The 23,394-nt window shown below is 43.3% G+C and carries 22 protein-coding genes; 8 read left to right on the top strand and 14 right to left on the bottom strand.

The window, feature by feature from the left end; translation table 11 throughout:
* Positions 1–166: 166 nt before the first annotated feature.
* Both A5867_RS14760 and A5867_RS14765 read right to left on the bottom strand, forming a co-directional pair.
* Complete coding sequence (locus tag A5867_RS14760) at positions 167–520, bottom strand: DUF1827 family protein (protein ID WP_010749898.1); 354 nt, start codon at positions 518–520, stop codon at positions 167–169.
* Positions 507–1,388 (bottom strand): HAD-IIB family hydrolase, encoded by an 882-nt coding sequence (locus A5867_RS14765; RefSeq protein WP_087627905.1) that lies wholly within the window; start codon positions 1,386–1,388, stop codon positions 507–509. Before A5867_RS14765 ends, A5867_RS14760 begins: the two co-directional genes overlap by 14 nt.
* Positions 1,389–1,502: 114 nt before the next feature.
* On the opposite strand from A5867_RS14765, the gene A5867_RS14770 reads away from it, so the two are divergent.
* Positions 1,503–2,276: a MerR family transcriptional regulator gene (locus tag A5867_RS14770; protein WP_005228504.1), complete on the top strand. Its 774-nt coding sequence runs from the start codon at positions 1,503–1,505 to the stop codon at positions 2,274–2,276.
* Between the two features lie 61 nt (positions 2,277–2,337).
* Here the strand turns inward: A5867_RS14770 and A5867_RS14775 are convergent, their stop codons facing one another.
* Positions 2,338–3,255: a LacI family DNA-binding transcriptional regulator gene (locus A5867_RS14775; protein WP_005228503.1), complete on the bottom strand. Its 918-nt coding sequence runs from the start codon at positions 3,253–3,255 to the stop codon at positions 2,338–2,340.
* Positions 3,256–3,268: 13 nt separating this feature from the next.
* Positions 3,269–3,532 (bottom strand): hypothetical protein, encoded by a 264-nt coding sequence (locus tag A5867_RS14780; RefSeq protein ID WP_005228502.1) that lies wholly within the window; start codon positions 3,530–3,532, stop codon positions 3,269–3,271.
* Positions 3,533–3,725: 193 nt separating this feature from the next.
* On the opposite strand from A5867_RS14780, the gene A5867_RS14785 reads away from it, so the two are divergent.
* The 5 genes from A5867_RS14785 to A5867_RS14805 all read left to right on the top strand — a co-directional run bounded on the left by A5867_RS14785 (position 3,726) and on the right by A5867_RS14805 (position 7,955).
* Positions 3,726–3,974, top strand: coding sequence for a helix-turn-helix transcriptional regulator (locus A5867_RS14785; RefSeq protein WP_005234115.1), 249 nt, complete (start codon positions 3,726–3,728; stop codon positions 3,972–3,974).
* A 176-nt stretch (positions 3,975–4,150) separates the two neighbouring features.
* Positions 4,151–5,086: an ABC transporter ATP-binding protein gene (locus tag A5867_RS14790; RefSeq protein ID WP_005228500.1), complete on the top strand. Its 936-nt coding sequence runs from the start codon at positions 4,151–4,153 to the stop codon at positions 5,084–5,086.
* Positions 5,079–5,849, top strand: coding sequence for an ABC transporter permease (locus A5867_RS14795; protein ID WP_005228499.1), 771 nt, complete (start codon positions 5,079–5,081; stop codon positions 5,847–5,849). The genes A5867_RS14790 and A5867_RS14795 overlap by 8 nt, the downstream gene beginning before the upstream one ends.
* 151 nt (positions 5,850–6,000) lie before the next feature.
* Positions 6,001–6,684: an ABC transporter ATP-binding protein gene (locus A5867_RS14800; RefSeq protein ID WP_005228498.1), complete on the top strand. Its 684-nt coding sequence runs from the start codon at positions 6,001–6,003 to the stop codon at positions 6,682–6,684.
* Complete coding sequence (locus A5867_RS14805; protein WP_087627906.1) at positions 6,681–7,955, top strand: ABC transporter permease; 1,275 nt, start codon at positions 6,681–6,683, stop codon at positions 7,953–7,955. Before A5867_RS14800 ends, A5867_RS14805 begins: the two co-directional genes overlap by 4 nt.
* Before the next feature lie 67 nt (positions 7,956–8,022).
* Here the strand turns inward: A5867_RS14805 and A5867_RS14810 are convergent, their stop codons facing one another.
* Positions 8,023–9,852: a glucose PTS transporter subunit IIA gene (locus tag A5867_RS14810; protein ID WP_087627907.1), complete on the bottom strand. Its 1,830-nt coding sequence runs from the start codon at positions 9,850–9,852 to the stop codon at positions 8,023–8,025.
* A 290-nt stretch (positions 9,853–10,142) separates the two neighbouring features.
* Between A5867_RS14810 and A5867_RS14815 the strand changes: the two genes are divergently transcribed.
* Positions 10,143–11,342 carry an enolase C-terminal domain-like protein gene (locus tag A5867_RS14815; protein ID WP_005234111.1) on the top strand — a complete coding sequence of 400 codons (1,200 nt, stop codon included), beginning with the start codon at positions 10,143–10,145 and terminating at the stop codon, positions 11,340–11,342.
* 94 nt (positions 11,343–11,436) lie between these two features.
* On the opposite strand, the gene A5867_RS14820 is transcribed toward A5867_RS14815, so the two are convergent.
* From A5867_RS14820 to A5867_RS14850, 7 genes are all read right to left on the bottom strand, one after another.
* Positions 11,437–12,144, bottom strand: coding sequence for a GntR family transcriptional regulator (locus tag A5867_RS14820; protein ID WP_005228494.1), 708 nt, complete (start codon positions 12,142–12,144; stop codon positions 11,437–11,439).
* Positions 12,141–12,467 carry an MGMT family protein gene (locus tag A5867_RS14825; RefSeq protein ID WP_087627908.1) on the bottom strand — a complete coding sequence of 109 codons (327 nt, stop codon included), beginning with the start codon at positions 12,465–12,467 and terminating at the stop codon, positions 12,141–12,143. Before A5867_RS14825 ends, A5867_RS14820 begins: the two co-directional genes overlap by 4 nt.
* A 139-nt stretch (positions 12,468–12,606) precedes the next feature.
* Positions 12,607–13,995: a glucuronate isomerase gene (gene uxaC / locus A5867_RS14830; protein ID WP_016608895.1), complete on the bottom strand. Its 1,389-nt coding sequence runs from the start codon at positions 13,993–13,995 to the stop codon at positions 12,607–12,609.
* Between the two features lie 16 nt (positions 13,996–14,011).
* On the bottom strand, positions 14,012–15,088 hold the full coding sequence (uxuA, locus tag A5867_RS14835) for a mannonate dehydratase (protein WP_010749907.1): 1,077 nt from the start codon (positions 15,086–15,088) through the stop codon (positions 14,012–14,014).
* A gap of 3 nt (positions 15,089–15,091) precedes the next feature.
* Positions 15,092–16,690, bottom strand: a complete 1,599-nt coding sequence (locus tag A5867_RS14840; protein WP_087627909.1) for a mannitol dehydrogenase family protein — start codon at positions 16,688–16,690, stop codon at positions 15,092–15,094.
* 270 nt (positions 16,691–16,960) lie between these two features.
* Entirely contained in the window at positions 16,961–17,797 is an 837-nt protein-coding gene (locus A5867_RS14845) for a YitT family protein (protein WP_015510257.1), read from the bottom strand.
* A gap of 58 nt (positions 17,798–17,855) precedes the next feature.
* Positions 17,856–18,776 (bottom strand): cation transporter, encoded by a 921-nt coding sequence (locus A5867_RS14850; protein WP_015510258.1) that lies wholly within the window; start codon positions 18,774–18,776, stop codon positions 17,856–17,858.
* A 322-nt stretch (positions 18,777–19,098) separates the two neighbouring features.
* Here A5867_RS14850 and A5867_RS14855 point away from each other — a divergent pair, with 322 nt between their 5' ends.
* Complete coding sequence (locus A5867_RS14855; protein ID WP_034859003.1) at positions 19,099–19,890, top strand: Sua5/YciO/YrdC/YwlC family protein; 792 nt, start codon at positions 19,099–19,101, stop codon at positions 19,888–19,890.
* 282 nt (positions 19,891–20,172) lie between these two features.
* Here the strand turns inward: A5867_RS14855 and uidA are convergent, their stop codons facing one another.
* On the bottom strand, positions 20,173–21,933 hold the full coding sequence (gene uidA, locus A5867_RS14860) for a beta-glucuronidase (protein WP_060791417.1): 1,761 nt from the start codon (positions 21,931–21,933) through the stop codon (positions 20,173–20,175).
* Between the two features lie 5 nt (positions 21,934–21,938).
* Positions 21,939–23,225 carry a PTS transporter subunit EIIC gene (locus tag A5867_RS14865; RefSeq protein ID WP_074535458.1) on the bottom strand — a complete coding sequence of 429 codons (1,287 nt, stop codon included), beginning with the start codon at positions 23,223–23,225 and terminating at the stop codon, positions 21,939–21,941.
* Positions 23,226–23,394: the final 169 nt, after the last annotated feature.

Consider the following 23,394-nt stretch of genomic DNA (forward strand, 5'->3'; position numbering starts at 1 on the left):
GTTGGGTTTTTGCTAGTACAAGGCAATCCATCTGAGAACAAATTGCTCAAAAGCATGGGTCAGCCTCCTACTTATTGGCGCATCATTCCTGCGCGCGTGTAAGGTCGCCCCTTTGTTCAACGTTTGATTGCTCTTGCAACGTGCATGTCCCAACTTCTTTCAACTACTATTCTTTCACAGGCAATTGAACAAGAATGACATCTTTCCTCGGTTTAGAAAAGGTGATGCCTCTTGCTTCCATTTCTTTACGAATATTAACATTGACGGTCACGTCTTTGCGATCGACCTTCAGCAAACGATGAATCGCTGTGTCGACTTCTTCCCGACTGATTTTCTTTTTATTGTTGATCAATACTAAAGAAATCGTATCAAAACTATCCACATAGAGAATCTGCGTCCGATCAAGCGAGTACAATTTATAGTATTTGATCGCTATTTTGTCGAATAGATACTTGGAGATGTTCGGGTAAAAAGTTTCCATATTTAGATTTTGGTTTACTGGGGTTTCAATCAACTTCATGCACAACATCCTCTCTCGAAACTAATTCTGTTAAAATAAAGCGGCCAACACCGCCATCTTCCGCGCGCTCAATGGTTCGATCACAAACTGCTTTGATCGCTGGGCTGGCATTTGCTACAGCCAAAGAAACATCCACCGCTTCAAACATCGCAAGGTCATTTTCACCATCACCGATCCCGTAGCTTTTGGCAGCGGGAAAAGCTTCTAAAAAGGAACGGATCGCGGCACCTTTGGTCGCCAATGGATCAACGATCTCCAGTGTTTGGACAAAGGATTGAAAAATCGCAGCCGTTTCTGATTGGATCATCTCCCGTAGCCGTTCTCTTTTTTCGTCTGACGCTTCCATCAGTTCGATTTTGATGACCTTTATCTCTGGATGTTCCTTCATAAACTGCAGCACGTCGTCTTTATGAAGACATTCGTTGTAAAAGAACTCATATTTGTAGTCAACGATGATTTGTCCTCGCTCCCCTAACTCCGCGAGTAACTGCTTGCGGCTTTCTTGAAACTGCGCTTCATACAAATGCGCTTGTGGGGAAATGATGCCATGGTCAGTATGTAAGAAATAAAAAACCTCTTCTGTTTCTAAGATACCAATCACTTGCGCCAATGTCTTATAGGGCAAAGTATGCGTCAAAACAGGCGCTTCTCCTTTTACCATCAGACCAGCGCCGTTTCCAAAAATCACATCGCAGGAAAGGCCTTCTTCCGCCATCATATCTTGAACAAGCTCAAATCCTCGCCCTGTGACAAACACAAAGTGATCCCCTTGATCTTGCAAACAACGGATGGCTTCTTTATTGATCTCATGAATCGGGTGCCCCATTTCTTGGAACGTCCCATCAATATCAGAAAAAACTATTTGCATCTTATCTTCCTTTCTTTGTTATAATTATAGCACATTTTAAAAAACGCAAAAAAATTTTCTTGACTTTGTCGTTACGTCAACCTTTAGGATACAGGTGTAAGGAGGGAAAAGCCGATGGAATATACGATCAGTGCCTTAGCTAAACTGTCAGGAGTCAGCAGCCGTACCCTGCGGTATTATGATCAGATCAAGTTGTTACAACCGCAACGCACCAACTCAGCTGGTTACCGTATCTACGGGAGACAGGAAGTCGATCGCCTACAGCAGATTTTATATTTTAAGTCTTTTGGGCTGTCATTAGAAACGATCCGCGGAATCTTGGATAAGCCACAAGAATCGATCCAAACGGTCTTGTTGCAGCATTACCAACAGCTTTTACAAGAGCGAGCAGCCCTGGACAGTCTTTTGACCACCTTGGCGCAAACAATTGATTATTATGAAGGAGAAAAGACGATGACCGATCAAGAGAAATTCAGTTATTTTAAGGAACAAAAAATTCGTGAAAACGAAGCGAACTACGGTGCCGAATTACGAGAAGCCTACGGTGAGGAAATCATCGAACAAAGCAACCAAAAGTGGCAGCAGATGACCCAAGTCGATTATCAAGCACTGACCGACAACGAAAACCGCTTATTGCAGCTGATAAAAGAGCTATTGAATGAAAAGGAAGGGAAACGAATCCCTTCTGACAAAGCCGAAAAGGCTTTTGCTGCGCATCAAGCATGGCTTAAACAAGCAGCGCCCTTTTACTCAGCAGAATATCACCGATCTTTAGGGGAAATGTACGTTCAAGACGAGCGTTTTACCGCCTATTACGATCAAAAAGCAGGCGTCGGCAGCGCGCAGCTGTTGAAACAGATCATTGACCATTACACCAAATCCCATTAAATAAACGATGCGCAAGCACTGCCCGCTCAGGGGCACTGTTTGCGCATCGTTTCGTCTGTAGCTATCGTTTGATGAACTCATAAGGCATGCGATAGTTGCCGCTTTTTTCCATTACCGCCAATTGGACGGCAGTCTCCCCACAAGCTTGCAAGTGATGATCGATCGTTGAAAGCTGCAGCAGCTCGCTGATGTATAGATTGTCCCGTCCAATCACGAGCCATTCTCCCGGCGCCTGCGACTGGATCCCAGCAGCAACATGATCCCCATTGGTGAAAATCGCTTCGACTCCTTTATATGCAAAATAAGCAGCCGCTTCTTTGCCATCTTCTTCCGTCAAACAATCCCAAAAAATCAAGTCTTCGGAAAAGGTCGAAAAATAGTCATGAGCCAAACGGACCGTGATTTTTGAATTGCTGCTGAGCTTGCGGCTACGTCCCAATGTCACGCCGATTTTCTGGATGCCTTGTTCCTTAAAATACGTGAAGACCTCCTTGATCGATTCCTCTCGATCGATATAAGTGCAGCCGTCAGTCAAATACGAGATATTTTCACAAAAGACGATGCGTCCGTATGAACGATAAGGCAATAAGGTTTCGATCGGATTCGCCCGCGAGGTAATGATCAAAGCATCAAAGCTTTTCGCCGCAAATTCTTGCAAATATGCTTCCTCTACTTGCGGATCATAGTTCGTGGCTAAAAGCGTCACCTTATAGCCACGAGCAAACGCTGCTGTCGTGATGCCGCTCAATAATCGATCAAAATAGGGATGATTGACAAACGGTAGGATCACGCCGATGTTTTTGGTTTTGCCGACACTTAATGCCCGCGCCGTGTAATTCGGAATATAGTTGACCTCTTCCATGACAGCCAGGATCTTACGACGCTTTTCTTCACTGACATAAGGATTGTTATTAATGACTCGTGAAACCGTTGAGACCGAATAGCCGGTCAAGCGTGCAATATCCCGAATGTTTGCCATGACTCACTGCTCCTTAAACGAATAATTGTTCTTTCATATAGTCTATCACACTTAGCCCACATGTATAAAATTCATAGTAATCGTTGTGATGGATAAATCCGATGCGCTGAGACCCGAAGTGTTCATCACACGTCAAGTGACTGATCTCATCCACAGGAATTTCTACTAACCGTTCTTGAAAGAACCCTTTTGGCTTCGTCAATACCAGTTGTTGTCCATCAAATGCCAACGTCACATAACAACATTCCGCACCATTTTTCTTCATGTATGTATTCATGTTTCCATCCCGCCTTCCTTTTTATAAATCAAGCATACTGTATGAAACGCGTCTCAGAGCAAGTCATTTGTTTCACTTTTTGACAAAAACCGATCGCCCTTCATGTGAATCACTTCGCATATTTTGCTTTTGTTGGTACAATAAAAAGAGAACAGTGCGAAAAAAAGCGCTATTTTTTAAGGAGGACCGCAAAGTGACATTAGAAGAAGCTTTTTTATTAGACACCTTGCGTTGCCGCTTCAAATTTTTAAGAGAAGAACGCGGATTGAGCCCAAAAGAAGTATGCCAGCATCTCGATGTGTCTTACCCCGATTACACCTTATACGAAGCAGGCGATCGCTTACCCGATGTATTGACGCTGCTACACGCAGCTTCCCTCTATAATGTTTCTGTCGATTACTTATTAGGACAGACAGAACGACCAGAACGGTATTTATGCTAACAATCGACTTTATCGAAAAAACGATCAAATGGTCGTTTTTTCTTTTGCCTCTTTCCCACTTTTCATCGATTAGCAACAATTGTTATCTAATCAAATGAAAAAAATCAAATCATGCGGTTCTTCTTGAAAAAAAATGATAGAATAAACCATCATACATAGAAGGAGTTCAAACAAACATGACCTATGCACTAGAACTAACCGATTTACGCAAAGTCTATGCTACCGGCGTTGAAGCGTTGCGGGGCATAAATTTGACGGTGGAAGAAGGCGACTTTTATGCCTTGTTAGGCCCAAACGGCGCTGGAAAGTCCACCACCATCGGCATTATCACCTCTCTTGTCAATAAATCTTCGGGAAGCGTCAAAGTCTTCGGCTACGATTTAGACAAAGAATTGGTCCAAGTCAAACAACAGATTGGTCTGGTTCCCCAAGAATTCAATTTCAATCCCTTTGAAACGGTCCAGCAGATCGTTGTCAATCAAGCTGGGTATTATGGTGTCCCTCGCAACGAAGCCATCAAGCGCAGCGAAAAATACCTGAAGCAGTCGAATTTGTGGGAAAAACGCAATGTTCGTGCGCGGATGCTGTCGGGCGGGATGAAACGCCGTTTGATGATTGCTCGTGCCCTGATGCATGAACCACGGCTATTGATTTTGGATGAACCGACGGCAGGTGTCGATATCGAATTACGGCGGGAAATGTGGAGCTTTTTGCGGGAATTGAACCAAAAGGGCACAACGATCATTTTGACGACCCATTATTTAGAAGAGGCGGAAATGCTTTGCCGCAACATCGGGATCATCCAATCTGGTGAACTGATCGAAAACACCAGCATGAAGTCCTTATTGGCAAAACTGCAATTTGAAACCTTTCTTTTTGATATCGCACCGATCAAGCAAGCACCAACGATCACTGGGTATCCGATCCAAATGGAAGATGAACAGACCATCGCTGTTGAAGTCGCTCGAGATCAAGGCGTCAACGATCTTTTTGCCCAATTCAGTCAGCAAGGGATCAATGTCCTCTCCATGCGCAACAAATCCAATCGCTTGGAAGAACTATTTTTGAAAATCACCGAAGAATCACACGAAGCGGAGGAAAACCATGTTTAGTCTTTATTTTACAGCCTTAAAAAGTTTAGCGGTCAAAGAGACCAACCGCTATTTACGGATTTGGGTGCAGACCCTCGTCCCACCCGTCATCACTACTTCCTTATACTTTATTATCTTTGGGAAAATGATCGGCAGCCGCATCGGCGAAATGGGCGGCTTTTCTTATATGGAATTTATCGTTCCTGGGCTGATCATGATGTCAACGATCACTAGTTCTTACTCTAACGTGTCATCTTCCTTCTTTTCACAGAAGTTTCAAAAAAACATTGAGGAACTCTTAGTGGCGCCGGTCCCTACCCACGTCATCATTTGGGGCTTTGTCTTTGGCGGACTTGGCCGTAGTATCTTGGTGGGCACATTGGTGACCATCATTTCCCTTTTCTTCGTCCCATTACATGTTTATTCTTGGGTCATCGTTGTCTTAACCCTTGTCATGACCGCCATCTTATTTTCATTAGCAGGGTTGCTAAATGGGATCTTCGCCCAATCCTTTGACGATGTTTCCATCGTGCCAACCTTTGTTTTACAACCATTGACCTATCTTGGAGGCGTCTTTTACTCCATCAGCATGCTGCCGCCGATTTGGCAAACGATCTCCAAAGTCAACCCGATCGTGTATATGATCTCTGGTTTCCGTTACGGCTTTTTGGGCACCATCGATGTCCCGATTTTCCTCTCCATCGGTATTTTGGTCTTGTTCATTGTCGTCTTATACAGCGTATGCTGGTACTTGATCCAAAAAGGCCGCGGGCTGCGTAGTTAATTGAACTTAAAATTTATTTTATAGCTTCTTAGCGATTCCCAGTGGGGGTCGCTTTTTTTCATTTAATTTCAGAAACTACTCCTAAAGACTGATTTATTGGCAACTATTTGTGATAGTCTTAACTTATTAACGTTTTTAGAGGAGGAATGTAATGATCGTTTTAGAAACAAGAAAGTTAACGAGGGTTTATGGAAAAGGAGAAACTAGATTCGATGCCTTGAAGGGCATTGATTTAAAAATCTATGCGGGTGAGTCAGTGGCAATTATCGGTAAAAGTGGTTCAGGTAAGTCTACATTGATGCACTTATTAGCCTTGTTGGACCAGCCTACTAGCGGAGATCTATTTTTACTTGGAAGAAATGTCAAAGGAAAAAAGGCTGCTGAATTAAACAAACTGCGAAACGAAACCTTTGGCTTCGTGTTTCAGCAATTTTTTATGAACGCCAAAGATACGGTTCATGACAACGTGATGCTGCCATTGAAAATCAGCGGTATGCGTCGAAATCAACGAAAAAAACTGGTAGATGAAGCACTACAAGCCGTAGAATTGGGTGATAAAGCAAAAAATAAAGCATCTGACCTTTCTGGCGGTCAAAAACAACGGGTCTGTATTGCCCGAGCACTCGTCAACAAACCCAAAATCATTTTTGCCGATGAGCCTACTGGAAATCTTGATTCAGCGACGGGAGAAAAAGTCGAAGAGCTATTATTTGATCTTAACGAAAAAGAAAATATCACCCTAGTCATCGTCACCCACGATCCTGATCTAGCTGCCCGCTGTGATCGGCAGATCCATATTAAAGATGGTTTAGTGATTGAGGAGGACGATAAATGAAATTCAACGATTTGTTAAAAACTTCTGCGAAAAATCTGTTGCGAAACAAAGGCCGAACACTCCTGACGATCATTGCTATTTTTATTGGTGCCTTTACCATTTATCTAACGATGGGTATCAACACCGGTATTAATAATTACCTCGATCAACAAATTACAGCTGCCGGTGACAATAGCCTACTAGCAGTCTACAAAATGGATGGCAGTAATAATATAATACCAGCGTCCACTATTCAAGAATACGATCCAGAGAAATCCTCTGCAGAAGCTAACGTAATTACACCTGCAGATATGGAAGTAATTGAAAGTATCGAGCATATTGATACCGTTAAACCAATCAGCTTTTTAGTAGCGGATTACATTCAGGGGAGTTCCACTACGAAATATCAACTCAACGCAATGGCTTCTGGTGATATCGATTTAGAATTAGAAGCTGGTCGACAAGTCAATAATGAAGTTGATGGATTTGAAGTCATTCTTGATCAAGATTATGTGGAAATTTTAGGCTTTAAAGATGCCAAAGAGGCTTTGGAAAAAGAAGTTACTATTGGAGTGTCTTCTCATGCAACTGGTGAACAAGAAACTGTCACAGCAACAATTGTTGGGGTTCGCCATTTCAGCTTTATTCAAGCTGGAATGACTATTTTTAATCAGGCTTTGAGTCAAAAAGTGTTGGAAATTTATGAAGTAGGCTTACCAGAAAACTTAAAAAACCAATCTTTTGTTGTACAGGCATATCTAGAAGAAAATTTATCCAGTGAAGCAATCGATACCATCAAAGAATCTTTACAAGAAAATGGCTTCCAAGGAATGACTGTGGAAGATGAAATCAATATGTTTCGTATGGTAATTGATGCGATTACTGGCGTCTTGACTTTATTTGGGGCAATTTCACTGTTAGCTGCCAGCTTTGGTATTATCAATACATTGTATATGTCTGTTCAAGACCGAACCCGTGAGATTGGCTTAATGAAAGCCTTAGGAATGAGACGCAGCAAAGTTTTTCTGACCTTTAGCTTCGAAGCACTCTTAATTGGTTTCTTCGGCGCTTTCAGTGGGATCGTCGCCGCTTTTAGTTTAGGAAATATCATCAACGACTATGCTTCAAGCACGTTTCTTGAAGCTTTGACCGGATTTCAATTGATTGGTTTTTCTTGGTCGAACACGCTGACTGTTATGGGTGTCATCTTATCGATTGCCTTTTTAGCCGGCACATTGCCTGCTAACCGAGCAGGTAAACTAGATCCAATCCAAGCTTTGCGTTATGAATAAACATAAATAGTTACTGGACAAATAAAAAAGATGAACTTCGTTAACGAAGCTCATCTTTTTTCTTTTATTAGGCATTCAAGACGACTTTTTCCAGCAATGCACCGGCTTGGTGTCTGCCTTCTAAATCAGTACTTCCAGAAAATTGCTGCACGCGATCCATGTTGGTGATCAAAACGATCACCATGGTTTCTTTGCCTTGCTGCTTGATAAACGGCAGATCCATTTGTGCCAGTTTGGTTTGCGGAGTGACTTGCTCCCCAGCTTTGACAAAGACTTCAAAGCCTTGACCGCCAAGGGAAACTGTATCGATCCCCATATGCACAAGAACTTCAACGCCGTTTTGGGTTTTGATCCCGACGGCATGTTTTGAAGGGAACACAGTGGTGACTTCGCCACTGACTGGTGCAAAGATTTGGCCATCTTGGGACTCGATGGCATAGCCTTCTCCCATCATTTTCGTTGAAAAAACTTCATCTGGTACATCTTCTAATGGGACGTATTCACCATGGGTCACGGCATGCAGATCCACTTCGTTGGTGTAACGATCGCCTTCTGCTGCTTGATTTGGTACCAAGAACCAGCTCATGGCAAAAGATAAGCCGATCGCCAAGATGATCCCTAGAACGGCGTAGACAAAGTATTCCCCGATATAGGCTGGCAAACTAAAGATACTTGAAAGAATGTACCCATAAATACGAACACCGAAGAAACTGATGAAGGCAGAAGCTACAGAACTACCAACTGTTGCTGCGATAAAGGCTTTTTTATACTTCGACAAAATCCCGAATAACGCAGGTTCTGTGATCCCTAACAAGCCTGAAACCGCCGACGATAGAATGATCGATTTTTCTTCTTTGGTTTTGACTTTGAAATAAATAGCTGCTGTTGCGCCGGTGATTGCCATATTTGCCATAAACATCATTGGCATCAGCATATCATATCCTTGATTGGCAAAGTTTTGCAAAGCGATCGGGGTCATGGCATGATGCAGTCCCGTGAAGATTGCGATTGGTCGAATCGCCCCTACCACGATTCCTGCTAAGACAGGCGAGATAGTGAATAATCCAGCCACGCCAGCAGCCAATAAGTTTCCTAGATGGATACTGATTGGGCCAATGACCGTTAATGTCAAGATACCAGCGACAAACAACGAAATCGTCGGTGTAAACACGGTACGCAGCACTTGTGGTAAGAGTTTATCGACCCAACGGTAAATATAGCTGAGTGCCAGCACGGCAAAGATAATGGGAATCACTGTCCCTGCATAGTTAAAGACGGGTACTGGCAGTACGCCGAACAAACGAAAGGCGGAAATGCTTCCTTCGGCTACCGCATTGGTCATTGTTGGAAATTGCAGCGTTGCCGCGATTGCGATCGCTAAATATTGATTGGTTTTAAAAATCCGAGCGGCAGAAGCAGCAACAAAAAATGGCAAGAATGTGAATACGCCGCTCGCAATCATGTCGATCACTAAATAGGTATCTGTTTGATTAGAGATGACATTCAATGCCACCAATCCAGCCATCAATCCTTTGATCATTCCTGCGCCAGCGATAGCTGGAACGATCGGACCAAAAACGCCAGAAACGGTATCCATAAATAAAGAAACGGCGCCTTTTTTCTCAGATGACTCCCCTTGGTTCGCTTCATCAAGTCCTAATTCTTTGGCCAAAGGTGCATAATAATCAGCAACATCCGTTCCTATCACTACTTGCAGCTGATTGCTTTGATATTTTGTTCCTACGACTTTGGGTGTTTTTTCTAACGCCGCATAGTCGACTTTTTTCTCATCCTTTAAATCAAAACGCAAGCGAGTCATACAGTGCCATGCATTGTTGATATTGTCTGATCCGCCAACATCTTTAATGATCTGTTTTACGATGTCTTCTTTGGTCATCTTTTTTTCCCCCTGTTGTTTGCTAACGGTCCTGATCCTTTTGACGGGCGCCCTTTCAGGTGTTTCCGTTTTCACACACATAGTAGCATGCTCACACAGACTTGTAAAACCAGTCCTTTTTTGATAAAACTAGAATAAAAACGCTATATATCAACGTTTTATTATAAAATAGGCAAAAATTGGACTGGTTTTATGGTGTATATCCAGTTTTTATTAGACCAAATTGACAGCGGTTGCCAAGCATGTTTCAATGGCTATAGCAACTAGAGACAAAAATTGGAGTGAATGAAATGACACCAACGATCATCACCGACGTCAAAGCCTTTGCGATCAAACCTGATCGTCATAACCTTGTTGTCGTTAAAGTAGAAACGAACAAAGGCGTATCTGGGTTAGGTTGTGCAACCTTCCAGTTTCGCCCACTAGCCGTAAAAACCGTCGTTGACGAGTATTTACGCCCCCTCTTACTTGGCCGCGATGCCAATCAAATCGAAGATCTTTGGCAAGTGATGAATGTCAATTCTTACTGGCGGAATGGTCCGATCACCAACAATGCCATCTCAGGAGTCGACATGGCTTTATGGGACATCAAGGGACAATTAGCCGATATGCCATTGTATCAACTGTTAGGTGGAAAAGCGCGTACGGCGATTCCCGCCTATACCCATGCCGTGGCAGATAATCTCGAAGACCTTTATCAAGAAATCGATCGCTTCTTGGCTGAGGGCTATCGCTATATCCGTTGCCAATTAGGCTTTTATGGTGGAAATCCTAGCCAACTGCAAACACCCGATCAGCCCATCGCTGGTTCCTATTTTGATCAAACAGACTACATGGACACAACACTGAAAATGTTTGCTGCGATCCAAGAACGATACGGCAATCAATTTCAAATGCTGCATGACGTGCATGAACGGCTACATCCAAACCAAGCGATTCAATTTGCAAAAGCCGCTGAGCCTTTCAATCTCTTTTTCCTAGAAGATATTTTGCCGCCGGATCAAAACAAGTGGTTGCAGCAACTCCGCAGCCAGTCGGCGACCCCGATCGCGACCGGCGAATTGTTCAATAATCCGATGGAATGGCAAGAGCTAGTCAAAAATCAACAGATTGACTTTATGCGCGCCCATGTCTCACAAATTGGTGGGATCACGCCAGCATTGAAATTGGCTCACTTCTGCGATGCGATGGGCATTCGGATCGCTTGGCACACGCCGTCTGATATCAGCCCTGTCGGCTTAGCCGTCAACACCCATCTAAATATCCATCTCCATAATGCCGCGATCCAAGAAACGATTGCGATCCCAGCAAATACCCAGTCGGTCTTTGGTGGTAGTCCGCAACCTGAAAACGGCTATTTTTATCCCATCGAGAAAAGTGGGATCGGAATCACGTTCGATGAAGCAGCAGCTGCGGAATTTCCCGTGGTTTACCGTCCTCATGAATGGACCCAGAGCCGTACACCAGACGGCACTTTGATCACTCCTTAAACACAACAAAAGACATCCCCTGTCCAATCGACAGGGGATGTCTTTGTTCTCTCTGGGTAAGGACAACGCAACTGGCACATTTGCTTTTCCAAAATCAATCGATGCGTGAGCGATGGATCTCACGGTCAAAGGGACGGATATAGGTCACAGCATAATCAATGGCAACGATATTGCTGAACTCATACACGCGGCCGTCTTCTAAAATCGCCCGATTGCTGATCTGCATTGCCGGCGTCCCCCGCTTGCACAATAAAATACCCGATTGCGCGGTCGATGTGGTGATGGGGGTATAGCTGGTAATGTAGTGGGAAATGCGGTATCCGCAGCTTTCGACATAGCGTTGGATCGAGTGCTCCACGATTTCTTGTGTCAATTCGGGAAATAGGCTGACGGGCAATTTAGAGGTTTCCAGCTGTTCGATTTTATAATTGACGATCCGCACTCGTTCAAAGGTCCAGACTTCCTCGTCTGGGCCTATTTGGAAAATCTGCTGTTCATCCAACGTTGCTACCGCCTTATTCAAGGAAATCATTTTGGAATGGATGCGGTCATAAGGGGTGCGGGTCAAGGAATTAAAGATCATTGGATTTTTGACCCATTTTTCATGGATAAAAATCCCTGAACCTTGAACCACTTTGACGATCCCGATCTCTTCAAGGTTTTTGATTGCTTGCTGGATCGTAAACCGAGAAACACCATAGGTTTGCGCAAGAGTTCTTTGGTTGGGTAGTTTGCCGGCAGAAAATTCTTCCTGATAGATTTTACTCAACAGATCTTGTACGATAAATTCACGTTTTTTCATAACGGCTCCTTCATTTGACCGGGAGCGATCTCGCTCATGGACCAACTGCAAGCCTTCATATCGATACGACCACTGGCTTTGAAGACCACCCCTTCATCGACGAGTGCTGCTTTTCGCACATTGGCGGAGGGACCAACTAAGACGCCATCTGCCCGCACGACACGATGGGCAGGGACATCCTGAGGGCTCAAGCGCATCGCTCGACCGACTGCTCGCGCGCCGTTGATTTGTCCCAATTTCCACGCAATCTGACTATAGGAGACGACTTTACCAAAAGGGATCTGCCGCGCCAGCGCATAGACTTCTTCATAGAATGGATTCATACTGTTCGCTCCTTCTTTGATTCTTTCTATCATAGTACTGGATTCCCTGCCAATAGTAAATGAACAGACGCAACTTTAGCAATAGCCATACAAACACTCGATTCGTTCTCTAGCAAGCCAAGAACGAATCGAGTAGTCATTAGTTTGGAAAATCAAAGTAGGTTTTCGCATTGTGATAAGAGATATCTGCGACGATCTGCCCTAAATATATTTCATCTGCTGGTAGTTGTCCGTCTTCCACCCATTCACTGATCACCTGACACAAAATCCGCCGGAAATACTCGTGGCGTGGATAAGACAAAAAGCTGCGAGAATCCGTCAGCATGCCGACGAAGTTTCCAAGAATCCCGCCTTCTGCTAGGGTCGTCAACTGATGCCGCATACCAGAATACGTATCATTGAACCACCAAGCAGAGCCTAATTGCAGCTTGCCTTTGCTCTCTTCTTGGAACGCCCCCATCAGCGCAGTCAACACTGGATAATCTTTGGGGTTCAGTGAATACAAAATCGTCTTTGGCAGTAAGCTTTCCGCCTGAAGCTGCGCCAATGTCCGACTTAAGCCGCTCGCTAGACGGTCGTCCCCCATCGCATCACCGCCGCTATCAGGTCCTAGTTGTTGGAAAAGTTTTTGATTGTTGTTGCGAGTCGCCATCAGATGCAATTGCGCGGTCCAGCCTTGCTTTGCGTATTGGCGCATCAAGTCAATCAGCAAGCCGGTTTGAAACTGTCTGATTTCTTCATTAGTCAGTGTCCCAGTGGTCAAACGCTTCTGAAAAATCGCTTCAAGTGCAGCGGTATCGTAGGCTTCCTCTCCAAGACGTGACAGACTGTGATCTGCTAAACGACAGCCCCGTTGCTGGAAGTAGGAAATACGCACGGTCAATGCTTCAACCAGCGTTTGATAGCTAGTGATTTCTTTGCTCGCAGCTGCAGCCAATTGCTTAAGGTATGCTGGAAATTCTGAATTCTGCAGATTAATTGCTTTGTCAGGACGAAAGGTAGGATACACAGCAAAGGATTCTTCTGCCAGCTTTTGATGATACGTCAACGAATCAATGGGATCATCCGTCGTACAGATCACCTCAACGGCCATCTTTTTGATCAGCCCTCGTGGTGAAAATTCCTTCGTCTGCAACTGTTGATTGGCTTTTTCCCAAATGCTTGCTGCATTGGCTAGTGTCAACCGCTCATCAATACCAAAGATTCGCTTCAATTCCAAATTGGTCCAGACATATAATGGATTGCCAATGCAAGCCTCCAAGGTCTGCGCCCAAGCACAGAATTTTTCGTAGTCATCAGCATCGCCAGTGATCAAAGATTCTGCAACACCATTGGCTCGCATCAAGCGCCATTTGTAATGGTCCCCCGCCAGCCACGCTTGGGTCAGATTGGTGAAGTTTTGGTCTTCGAAAATCTCTTTCGGATCTAAATGGCAATGGTAATCAATGATCGGCTGCTTTTTTGCATACCCATGGTATAACTCTTTGGCAAAGCTGTTTTTCAAAATAAAATCGTCAGTTAAAAACATTTCTTCGCTCCTTTTCTTAACGCCCCACGCTCTTGTCGATGGCTTCCCACAACCCTAATAAGTAGGAAGCGCCGATCGCCCGATCATATAAGCCATAGCCTGGACGTCCCGTTTCTCCCCAGATCATTCGCCCATGATCTGGTCGAATATAGCCGTCAAAGCCATTTTTGTACATCGCTTCTAGGATCTGATACATGTCTAACGAGCCTTCAGAGGAGAGATGCGGTGCTTCATAAAAGTCTTTGTCATTGCCCAAGTATTGAATGTTACGAACATGAGCAAAAGGAATTCGATCCCGGCGACAAAACTCAGCCAAAATCTCATAGACATTATTGGCTGGGTCTTCGGCGATACTGCCAGTACAAAGTGTGATACCATTTGACGGACTGTCGACCACGTTACAGACCCAATCCAGATCATCACGGTTTTTAACGATACGCGGCAGACCAAAAATCGAATAGGGAGGATCATCTGGATGAACAGCCATCTTGATGCCGACCTCTTCGCAGGTGGGAATGATGGCTTTTAGGAAATAAGCAAAGTTTTCTCTTAATTTGTCATCATCGACATCCTTATACGCAGCAAACAATTCTTTGACATGAGCCAAACGTTCTGGTTCCCAGCCTGGCAAGGTATAGCCAGAGCTTGACTCCTCAACTTCTTTGACGATCTCTTCTGGGTCTTTGTCGATCCCTGCTTTTTCAAATGCCATCGTAGAAGAACCATCGGCTAAGCGATAATCGAGATCCGTTTTGATCCAATCAAAAATCGGCATAAAATTATAGCAGATCACTTCGATCCCGTATGCTGCCAAATTACGAATCGTTTCTTTGTAGTTTTCGATATACAGGTCTCTCGAAGGCAAGCCAATCTTGATGTCATCATGAATATTGACACTTTCGATCACCTTCAGAGAAAGTCCAGCTGCTTCGACTTCTTCCACGAGCGCCTTGATCCGTTCTTTGGGCCAAACTGCTCCAGCAGGCAAATCAAAGAGTGTACCGACGATGCCTTTCATCCCAGGAATTTGACGGATATCTGCTAACTTGATTTTATCGTATTCTTTTCCATACCAACGAAATGTCATTTCCATTTTTTATTCAATCCCTTCTACTGTTTCATGTAATGTTTTACGGACTGCGCCGGTTCCTGCTAGCATCTTAGCGAACAAGTGACCCACGTTTTCAGCGATTCCTGCTTGATAGAGATCCAACCCGAAAATCTGCGGATTTGCTAAGATTGGGCGAATGATCCCTTGAACATCGGCGGCTGTCCCTAACTGACACTCCCGTAAAATCTCTTGCAATTCTGCTAAGAGGGGATCAGGACTTGGGACAAATAGATGGCCTTCATCATCGATCGCTAAGAGATAACGCAACCAGCCAGCAATCGCTAAGGGAATGAATGTCAGCTCAGAAGCCGAGCCTTCTTTCTCCACATACTTTTTGATGGTTTCGCCAAAACGGATGGCGATTTTCTGTGAGGTGTCTGCGGCGATGCGCTGTGGGGTGTCAGGAATCAGCGGATTCGGTAAACGAAGACCGACCACCTCATCGATAAATTTCTTTGGCTGAATGATCTCAGGATCTTCCACTACCGGTAAGCCTTCACGATAGCCGATTCCTTTGATCAAAGCGACAATATCTGGATCGGTCATTTCCGCAGCAATGGATGTATAGCCGAGTAAACAGCCGAACAAACTCATTGCCGTATGCAATGGATTCAAACAAGTTGTGACTTTCATACTATCGGTTTTGTCTACGATCTCTCGACTCGTCAAGATCACCCCTGCTTTGTCTAAATTCGGGCGACCGTTCGGGAAATCATCTTCAATCACCAAGTAATGAGTCGCCTCTGTGTTAGCAAACGGAGCGATCGTCGTTCCTTTATCGGTCCGGATGACTGGCAACTGCTGAATGCCAGCTGCTGCTAATTCTTCTGCAACTGCTGTTGAAGGATTTGGCGTAATCCGATCGATCATTGACCACGGAAACGTCACTTGCGCGTTGTTTTCTAAGTATCGAACAAACGCTTCTGAAACATGCCCCAGCTTTTGCCACTCTTTTGCGATGGTGACAATCGCCGCTTGGAAACGGAGCCCATTTTGCGAAAAATTATCGGTGGAGACCATAGCGATCGGAAGAGCCCCTGATTGAAAACGATCCCATAAAAAGCTAGCCAAAATGCTCATTGTATGGTTGACCTGATGAGGACCCGCAGCGAGATCCGCTTGGACGACAGGCAGAAAATTCCCCTGACTGTCTTTTAAGCCATAGCCTTTTTCTGTGATTGTTACGGTGACCAGCTGCACAGAAGGATCGCTAAACAGCTGACGTACCTTTTGATAACTATCGGTGCAAGATGGATGACAATAATAACTGGCAGCTGTCGATTGCAAAAGTTTTTTCGTTAATTGACCATCCTCATGCATGATCACTTCTAGAATATCATTCTCATAAGGTGTATATACTTGATCGATTATCTGTTCATCAAATGTTTCGCAGACAACGATGCCGCTCGATAATTCGTTCTGATCAATCAAGGATTGTGCGATTTCTGCATGAAACGCTCGGTATAAATTTCCTCCGCCAAAATGAAGCCATCTCGGCTGTATTGCTGTTTGAGCATCAATCGCTGCTTTTTTTTCAGCAGGAAAAATGACGTGCGCCTTTTTCAAGACATTGTGATCAAACATGAATATCCTCCTTAAATTACACAAACTGATATATTAGTATTCTAATCTACACAAAAGAAAAATGCAAGCATTTTCAAGAGAGTAACCTGCAATTTTTTGGTTCGCAAGAATGATTCTTCTCTGCGAACAAAGGCTAGTTCTTTCTCTAGACTGTTCCATTTCTGGTTTGACCTTACTGCGTTAAATGAACAAGACAAAAAAACACAGTGAAGTGGCGTTCACTTCGCTGTGTTTTGTAATAGGCATAGCAGAATTTGACTGTGTTTCGCATCATTCAATGGGATGATAACTAAAACCTTGCCCCAGTACTTCTGAGACATTATTGACGATCACAAACGCTTTTGGGTCAATCGTCTCAATGATTTGTCTGATCTGCATAAACTCTTGGTCGCTGGCAACGATCAGCAGCACTTGCTTGTCGGCTTGCTGGTAACCGCCTTGGGCAGCCAACAGGGTCGCACCCCGAGCTGTTTTATCAAAGACCGCTTCTCGAATCTCATTCACGTGGTTCTCACTTAAGATCATAATAGATTTCTTTCGGTTAAAGCCGGTTTCAATGTAGGTCATCACACCAGAGGTGATCACGATCGATAAGATCGCAAACAAGAACTCTTCAAACCCGAAAACGAACAAGTTCATGGAAACAACGATCGCATCGGTCGCCAGCAAGCCAATCGCTGGATTCAAATTAAAGTATTTCTTGAAAATCAGCGGTGGAATCGTTGTGCCGCCGCTGGAAGACTGATTTTTGTACAAAATCGCTACTCCTAAAGCAAAAATCGCACTGCCAAAAATCACGGAAAGCAACCGGTCTTCAGCCACCATATATTCCGGAACTAAAGCAATTGCTACTGGAAAAGCAAAACTACCATAGAGGACTTTCATAAAAGGCCCCTTCCCTAAAAAGGCATAGGCAAGAATAAGCATGAGAATATTCAAGACCATGATCACAGCCGCTCGGTCCCAACCGAGTGCTGACTCTAATAAAATACCGATTCCGCTGACACCGCCAGCTGCCACATGATGCGGTCCTAAAAATAAATTGATGCTTGCCGCTAACAAGAAAAGTGCTGCGGTGATTTTTCCATAGGTTTTCAGAATTGTCATTTGTTTCCTCTTTTCTCTGTCATTTTCACGGTTTATTCAAGCTGCTTTGCAGCCATTCTTACTCCTCACTATACGCCCATTTGATGTCACCGACAAAATTTATGTTTAGCCAGAGGGAATAACCGGAAATCTGTTGGCTGATTGCCTGATTCAATCGTTCTCGCAAGGGATCTTGCTGACCTACTGTATCGAGAGGAGTTGCAGGTAAAATCACTACATCTAATTCCACAATGACTTGATTACCGACTTTGGCGGTACGTAACACAAAGTCCACCACTTCTTCTGCGCGCAATTCTTTTTCAACGATCGTCATGATGGTCTCCCGCAGTTCTTCTTTTGGGGTAGAGGAAGTCAATTCTAAAATCGCTGCTTTCAACTCTTTTATCGAAAGCTGGATAAAGAACAAGGTGATCCCGATGGAGATGATTGGGTCGACATACATCGCAAAATTCCCATAGGGACTGGCTTGGATCAGCCAGGACACAAGAAATGAACCGACGACACCCAGACTAAAGAAAAAGCCGAAACGCCATTGTTCTAGTTCCACCCAATAAAAGGGATGGGTCAGTGGTTTCTTTTTTAAGTACAAGTAAAAAGAGAAACAGTAGATCGTACCAACCAGCGAGAAATACAAACCGATTGGATCAATCATGCCATCACTGACGTGTAATAAACTAAAAGCAGACTCAATGATCCCATAAATTGAGATCAGCAGGATGATACTATATTGAATAAATACCACTAATGGCATCAATGCCTCTTTACCGAATGGGAAACGTTCAAAATCTTGGGCTTGGATATATTTTGCCACGTACAAAGCAATCAGTGACATCACTGCACCAATCAATGTATAGACCCCATCTAACAAGAGGACGTTATAACTGACCAGCAACCCAAAAAGCAAGGCCCCGCCACCATAGATACTCCCAGCGACAATCGATGCCAACAAAAGCTTGCGTATTTTTTTCTTTTCACTCATGATATTCCTCATCTTTCACAAAAAAACTATTCTTTTGATTGCGTTCTTCTATCTATAAGCCTATCTTCCCATATAAATAACATGAAAAACAGTCAATTTTTTCATACAAAGCGGAAAAAAATAGTGTCGCTGTCAATCATTCACTCTATTCTCTAATGACGTATATACGGTTTTCCTCTTCCTCTCTTTTTACATTCTGGTGTAAATCCCCTTGACTACACAGATTGATTCCCTTATCATCAAGGGTAACCATATTCAATCAGAATTTTCAGAATATTCCGTTATATTTTTCATGACGGCGATTCATTGGAAGACAGGGAGGATGAAGAGAGTGAAAGAAACAAAACAAGTCCCATGGACAGGAGAACCAAATCAACGTGCGATCAACTATTTGAATGAAGAAGGCAAAGTGATCGTTTGCCCAACCAAAGTCGGCTATATCATTGCCGTCTCTGATAAAAAAGGGCTGGAACGCAAGTTTTCAGCAAAGAATCGCAAGCGTAACAAACCAGGCGTCGTTCTTTGCAGCTCATTGGAACAGCTACATGAATTAGCCGAATTAAATGCGGAAACCGCCGCCGTTTACGAAACTTGCTGGAACAATGACGTGTTATTCGGTGCGATTTTGCCTTGGAAAGAATCAGGAAAAGCCTATATCCCAAACGATGGTTCAGAAGAATTGATGACGGACGTTCGGGGAACCAGCTGTTTTGTGATCAAATTCGGTGTCCCTGGTGAGCAGATTTCAAAAGAACTTTGGGATCAGAAAAAGAAATTGCTTTTCGCCAGCTCAGCGAACCCTTCAGGCAAAGGAAACCGCGGACTTGTTGAAGGAATCGGCGAACAAATCGCGCAAGAAGCCGATCTAATCATTGAAGGAAACGACTATGTTGCATCGATCCAACCAGACAAAACGCTGGAAACCCGCTATGAGCAAGGAGTCATGGTTTCTTTCGTTGATAAAGACGGCAACTTGATTCCTGAGCAAGGAGACCAACGCTCCATCACTCCCGCACCTGTTTTGATCCGTAAAGGACTCGATGTTGAAAAAATCCAAATGTACCTTTCTGATCACTTCAACTCATGGGACTATCGCCACGGGGAGTACTATTAAGTCTTTTTGTAATAGACAAACGCTTGTTGATCCTCTATTCTAAATCAGTACAGCTATATTTCGTCAGATTCAACAGCAGTTGGAAACTGTCATCGAAACAAGCGAAAGAGAGTGAAGACCGCCTTGCGAGTCTTCACTCTCTTTTTTTCAGCAATTTCATTGATTCTTTCGCTTGATTTTTCGAGCATCCAGCAACCATACGTTTAAGAAATCGGACATCGTTTAGTCTATCTGCTGTATAGATTGCTGTTTGAGCCATCCGTTGGGTAAAGGTATGTTTTCTTATCGTGCTTCCCAGCGTTTTTTGATTTCAAAGGCAATCGATTTTGGTCTGCGGTCGCGAGTAAATATCCCCTTCTTATTGCCATCGATCCGACGAATATTCGCAGCTGTTGCAAAATCCGCAAAATTCCATAAGTGTTCCCCAACAACGTAATCTAAAGCATCCAGCACTTCAAAATTGGCTTTGTAAAAATCAATTTGGAATTCTTCTGAATAAGGTGTCCGATAGAGTGAATGCAAGCCTGAAATCGTGTCCGCTCCGAATTCAGAAAACATGATCGGTTTATCAGGGTACTTTTCGTGCCACTTTTCAATTTCTTGTCGAAGCCCTATCATTGCAGAGTCAAGATCCCCGTGCTCTATATACCAGCCATAATAGCGATTCAAACAAAGAATATCAACGAGTTCTGCTGCTTGATCTAAATCTGGCGATGCATTGACGATGTTTGGTATCACAATAGGCCGTTTTTGATGGTCCAATGCTTTAGCCAATTCAACCAACGGTTTAAAATATGCTCCGGCACCTTCTTGATGACTCGCTGGTTCATTCGCGATCGCCCATACAACCACACATGCATGGTTCTTATCACGTTCAATCAACTCTTGAATCACCTTGTGATGGTTCTCATGTGTTCTCAGCGTTTCCCAAGTATTCTTCTTGTTATTGTTCAAATTGACATCTACGTGAAAATTAGTAAACAGTCCCACACCGGGAACCTCGTCAATAACAACGATTCCTTCACGATCAGCAAGCCGCATTTCTTCTTCTGAATAAGGATAGTGTGATGTTCGAAAAGAATTCGCACCCAGCCATTTCATAAGGTTTTTATCCAGATTCGCAACAGCGCCGTTGTACCCCTTACCTAATACAGGGAAATCTTCGTGTTTGCCGAAACCTTTAAAATAAAACTCTTTATCATTGATATAGACTTTATTCTGTTTTATTTGAATCGTTCGAACACCGAATTCTTCAGTATAGGTATCGATCAAAAGTTCTTTATCAAAGAGCGATACCTCTAATCGATAAAGATAAGCATCCAACGGTTGCCAGAGTCGAGTTTCAGAGATTACTAACGGTTGTTCAACATCACTGCTTTGGGCGATCAACTGATTGTCTTCATCCCAAATTTTCAGCTTGATGGTATCATAGTTCCCAGTAATAGACACTTCTGGCCGAACCGTTGTTACCCCACCGTGATACTCATAATGGATCACGATATCATCAATATATGTTTTTTTCGTTGTGTATAGTTTCACAGGACGATGGATACCACAATAATTGTAAAAATCAAAACGAGGTGTTACCGATGGTCGGCCATTTTTTTCTTGATAAAATCCACATGGCAGTGTACTTTCATCCAAGATATTTGAAACACACACTTTTAAATCGTTTTTCCCAGCATGAACCAAAGAATCAATGTCTATTTCAAAGGGAGTAAATCCGCCAATATGATGAGCTGCTTTTATTCCATTGATATAAACAACTGCTTCATGAGTCACGGAGGCAAAGCGCAACACTTTTCTTTCATCCATTAGAGAAATCGGGATCATCATTTCTGTTTCATACCAGAAGTTTCCAACATGTTTCCTAATTGTTTCATCAATTACTTGGTCATCAATAGACCCTGGTACCGCGATCAAGAAAGGATCTTTCAAAGGTTTCGCTGGATCAATTGCTTCATTCTGTTTTTCAACTTGAACACGCCAGATGCCGCTTAAATCGATCAGCGAACGTGTTTCATTCATCACGGGATACAACATTTTATCTACCTGCTTTCTGCATGTTTTTGTTCCTCTAAGTATGCATCTTTATCGATCAATTTGAACCATGGATACCAAAGGATCGGCGACAAAATCAACTGCAAAAGAAGCTGCAGAATAATGATCGATACACTACCGCCAATACTAGCATGAAACCCTACTGGCAATCCAAAGATCGCTTGTGCACCAATCGTTCGTTCGATGAATCCGATATTGGTTAAGAAGTACGCGATTCCTAAACAAATCGAATTATTGAAAATAAAAGGTACAGCCATTTTAAAGTTTAGAACTAATGGAGTTCCAAAAATTACCGGTTCAGTGATACCAAATAATGCAGGGATGATCGAAATTTTTCCCATCTCTTTATAGCGTTGGCTTTTGCTTACAAACAGCATCAGCAAGACCAGTCCCAGTGCCGATCCTCCCCAGCAAACGATATTGATAAATGCATGAGTAACAATATTCGGTAATGGCTGCCCTGCTTCATAGGCAGTCAGATTCTCAACATTCAAAGCCATCCAGATCGGTGTGACGATTGGTCCAATAACATTCGTTCCATGAATACCCAAGAACCACAAAAATTGTTGAAAAGCAATAATCAGCATGACCGCCCAGATAGAACTTCCGACTCCTTGCAACGGCGTTTGAACGATCGTAAAAATCAGCTGATGCAGATTGCCAAAGGAAGTAAGACTAAACAAGTACGCGACAAAACCGGAAAGTGTACCCAATAAAATAGTTGGGATCAGTGCTTCGAATGAACGCGATACCATGGGTGGGACACTCGCAGGCATTTTGATTGTCCACTTCCGTTCCTTAATAAATACATAGCCTCGACCAACTAAAAGCCCAATTATTATTGCAGAAAACATACCGCTCGTTCCAATCCAAGTAAGTGGAATCGCAGTGATATTGGCCTCGTCGACGGTATAATTGCCTAATGGTGTAAAGATCAAGAAGCTCATGATTGCAATCAACCCGACAGTTGTACCATCTTCTCCCAAGTTAAATTTGGCCGTCAAATTTTTTGCTATCAAAAAGACAAGATAAATTGAAATTGCACCAATCGTCAAATTGTTGATTGCGCCAAAAAACACATCAAGTCCGATAGTGACGAAAAATTCCGCAACACTTGGTATTGGGAATGCACGAAAAATAACTGCAAATGAACCAAAAATCATAATACCGATCAGTGCCATCATTGCATCAGAAATCGATTTTATATACTTATTATTACTGAATTTCGTGACCCCTGCCAAGACCCCATCAAAAGTAGCCATTATTTTTTCCATCTGTTTCTCCTTCTCTCTATAATATAAACTTCTTCCTTTGCTATTAATTAAAATGTGCACTTGTTAACTAATATATTAGAATATTAGCATGCGCTTTCAAAGGTTGCAATAGTTTTTTTTATCTTTATTAGTTATACTGAAAAGACAAACTAATATATTAATAAAAATA

Source organism: Enterococcus sp. 6D12_DIV0197 (genome assembly GCF_002174385.1).
Lineage (GTDB): Bacteria > Bacillota > Bacilli > Lactobacillales > Enterococcaceae > Enterococcus_D > Enterococcus_D casseliflavus.

Excerpts from the sequence above, each read along its gene's own strand:
- A5867_RS14760 (WP_010749898.1), bottom strand. The coding sequence starts at position 520 with ATGAAGTTGATTGAAACCCCAGTAAACCAAAATCTAAATATGGAAACT.
- A5867_RS14765 (WP_087627905.1), bottom strand. The coding sequence starts at position 1,388 with ATGCAAATAGTTTTTTCTGATATTGATGGGACGTTCCAAGAAATGGGG.
- A5867_RS14770 (WP_005228504.1), top strand. The coding sequence starts at position 1,503 with ATGGAATATACGATCAGTGCCTTAGCTAAACTGTCAGGAGTCAGCAGC.
- A5867_RS14775 (WP_005228503.1), bottom strand. The coding sequence starts at position 3,255 with ATGGCAAACATTCGGGATATTGCACGCTTGACCGGCTATTCGGTCTCA.
- A5867_RS14780 (WP_005228502.1), bottom strand. The coding sequence starts at position 3,532 with ATGAATACATACATGAAGAAAAATGGTGCGGAATGTTGTTATGTGACG.
- A5867_RS14790 (WP_005228500.1), top strand. The coding sequence starts at position 4,151 with ATGACCTATGCACTAGAACTAACCGATTTACGCAAAGTCTATGCTACC.
- A5867_RS14795 (WP_005228499.1), top strand. The coding sequence starts at position 5,079 with ATGTTTAGTCTTTATTTTACAGCCTTAAAAAGTTTAGCGGTCAAAGAG.
- A5867_RS14800 (WP_005228498.1), top strand. The coding sequence starts at position 6,001 with ATGATCGTTTTAGAAACAAGAAAGTTAACGAGGGTTTATGGAAAAGGA.
- A5867_RS14805 (WP_087627906.1), top strand. The coding sequence starts at position 6,681 with ATGAAATTCAACGATTTGTTAAAAACTTCTGCGAAAAATCTGTTGCGA.
- A5867_RS14810 (WP_087627907.1), bottom strand. The coding sequence starts at position 9,852 with ATGACCAAAGAAGACATCGTAAAACAGATCATTAAAGATGTTGGCGGA.
- A5867_RS14815 (WP_005234111.1), top strand. The coding sequence starts at position 10,143 with ATGACACCAACGATCATCACCGACGTCAAAGCCTTTGCGATCAAACCT.
- A5867_RS14820 (WP_005228494.1), bottom strand. The coding sequence starts at position 12,144 with ATGAAAAAACGTGAATTTATCGTACAAGATCTGTTGAGTAAAATCTAT.
- A5867_RS14825 (WP_087627908.1), bottom strand. The coding sequence starts at position 12,467 with ATGAATCCATTCTATGAAGAAGTCTATGCGCTGGCGCGGCAGATCCCT.
- uxaC (WP_016608895.1), bottom strand. The coding sequence starts at position 13,995 with ATGTTTTTAACTGACGATTTTATTTTGAAAAACAGCTTTGCCAAAGAG.
- uxuA (WP_010749907.1), bottom strand. The coding sequence starts at position 15,088 with ATGGAAATGACATTTCGTTGGTATGGAAAAGAATACGATAAAATCAAG.
- A5867_RS14840 (WP_087627909.1), bottom strand. The coding sequence starts at position 16,690 with ATGTTTGATCACAATGTCTTGAAAAAGGCGCACGTCATTTTTCCTGCT.
- A5867_RS14845 (WP_015510257.1), bottom strand. The coding sequence starts at position 17,797 with ATGACAATTCTGAAAACCTATGGAAAAATCACCGCAGCACTTTTCTTG.
- A5867_RS14850 (WP_015510258.1), bottom strand. The coding sequence starts at position 18,776 with ATGAGTGAAAAGAAAAAAATACGCAAGCTTTTGTTGGCATCGATTGTC.
- A5867_RS14855 (WP_034859003.1), top strand. The coding sequence starts at position 19,099 with ATGAAGAGAGTGAAAGAAACAAAACAAGTCCCATGGACAGGAGAACCA.
- uidA (WP_060791417.1), bottom strand. The coding sequence starts at position 21,933 with ATGTTGTATCCCGTGATGAATGAAACACGTTCGCTGATCGATTTAAGC.
- A5867_RS14865 (WP_074535458.1), bottom strand. The coding sequence starts at position 23,225 with ATGGAAAAAATAATGGCTACTTTTGATGGGGTCTTGGCAGGGGTCACG.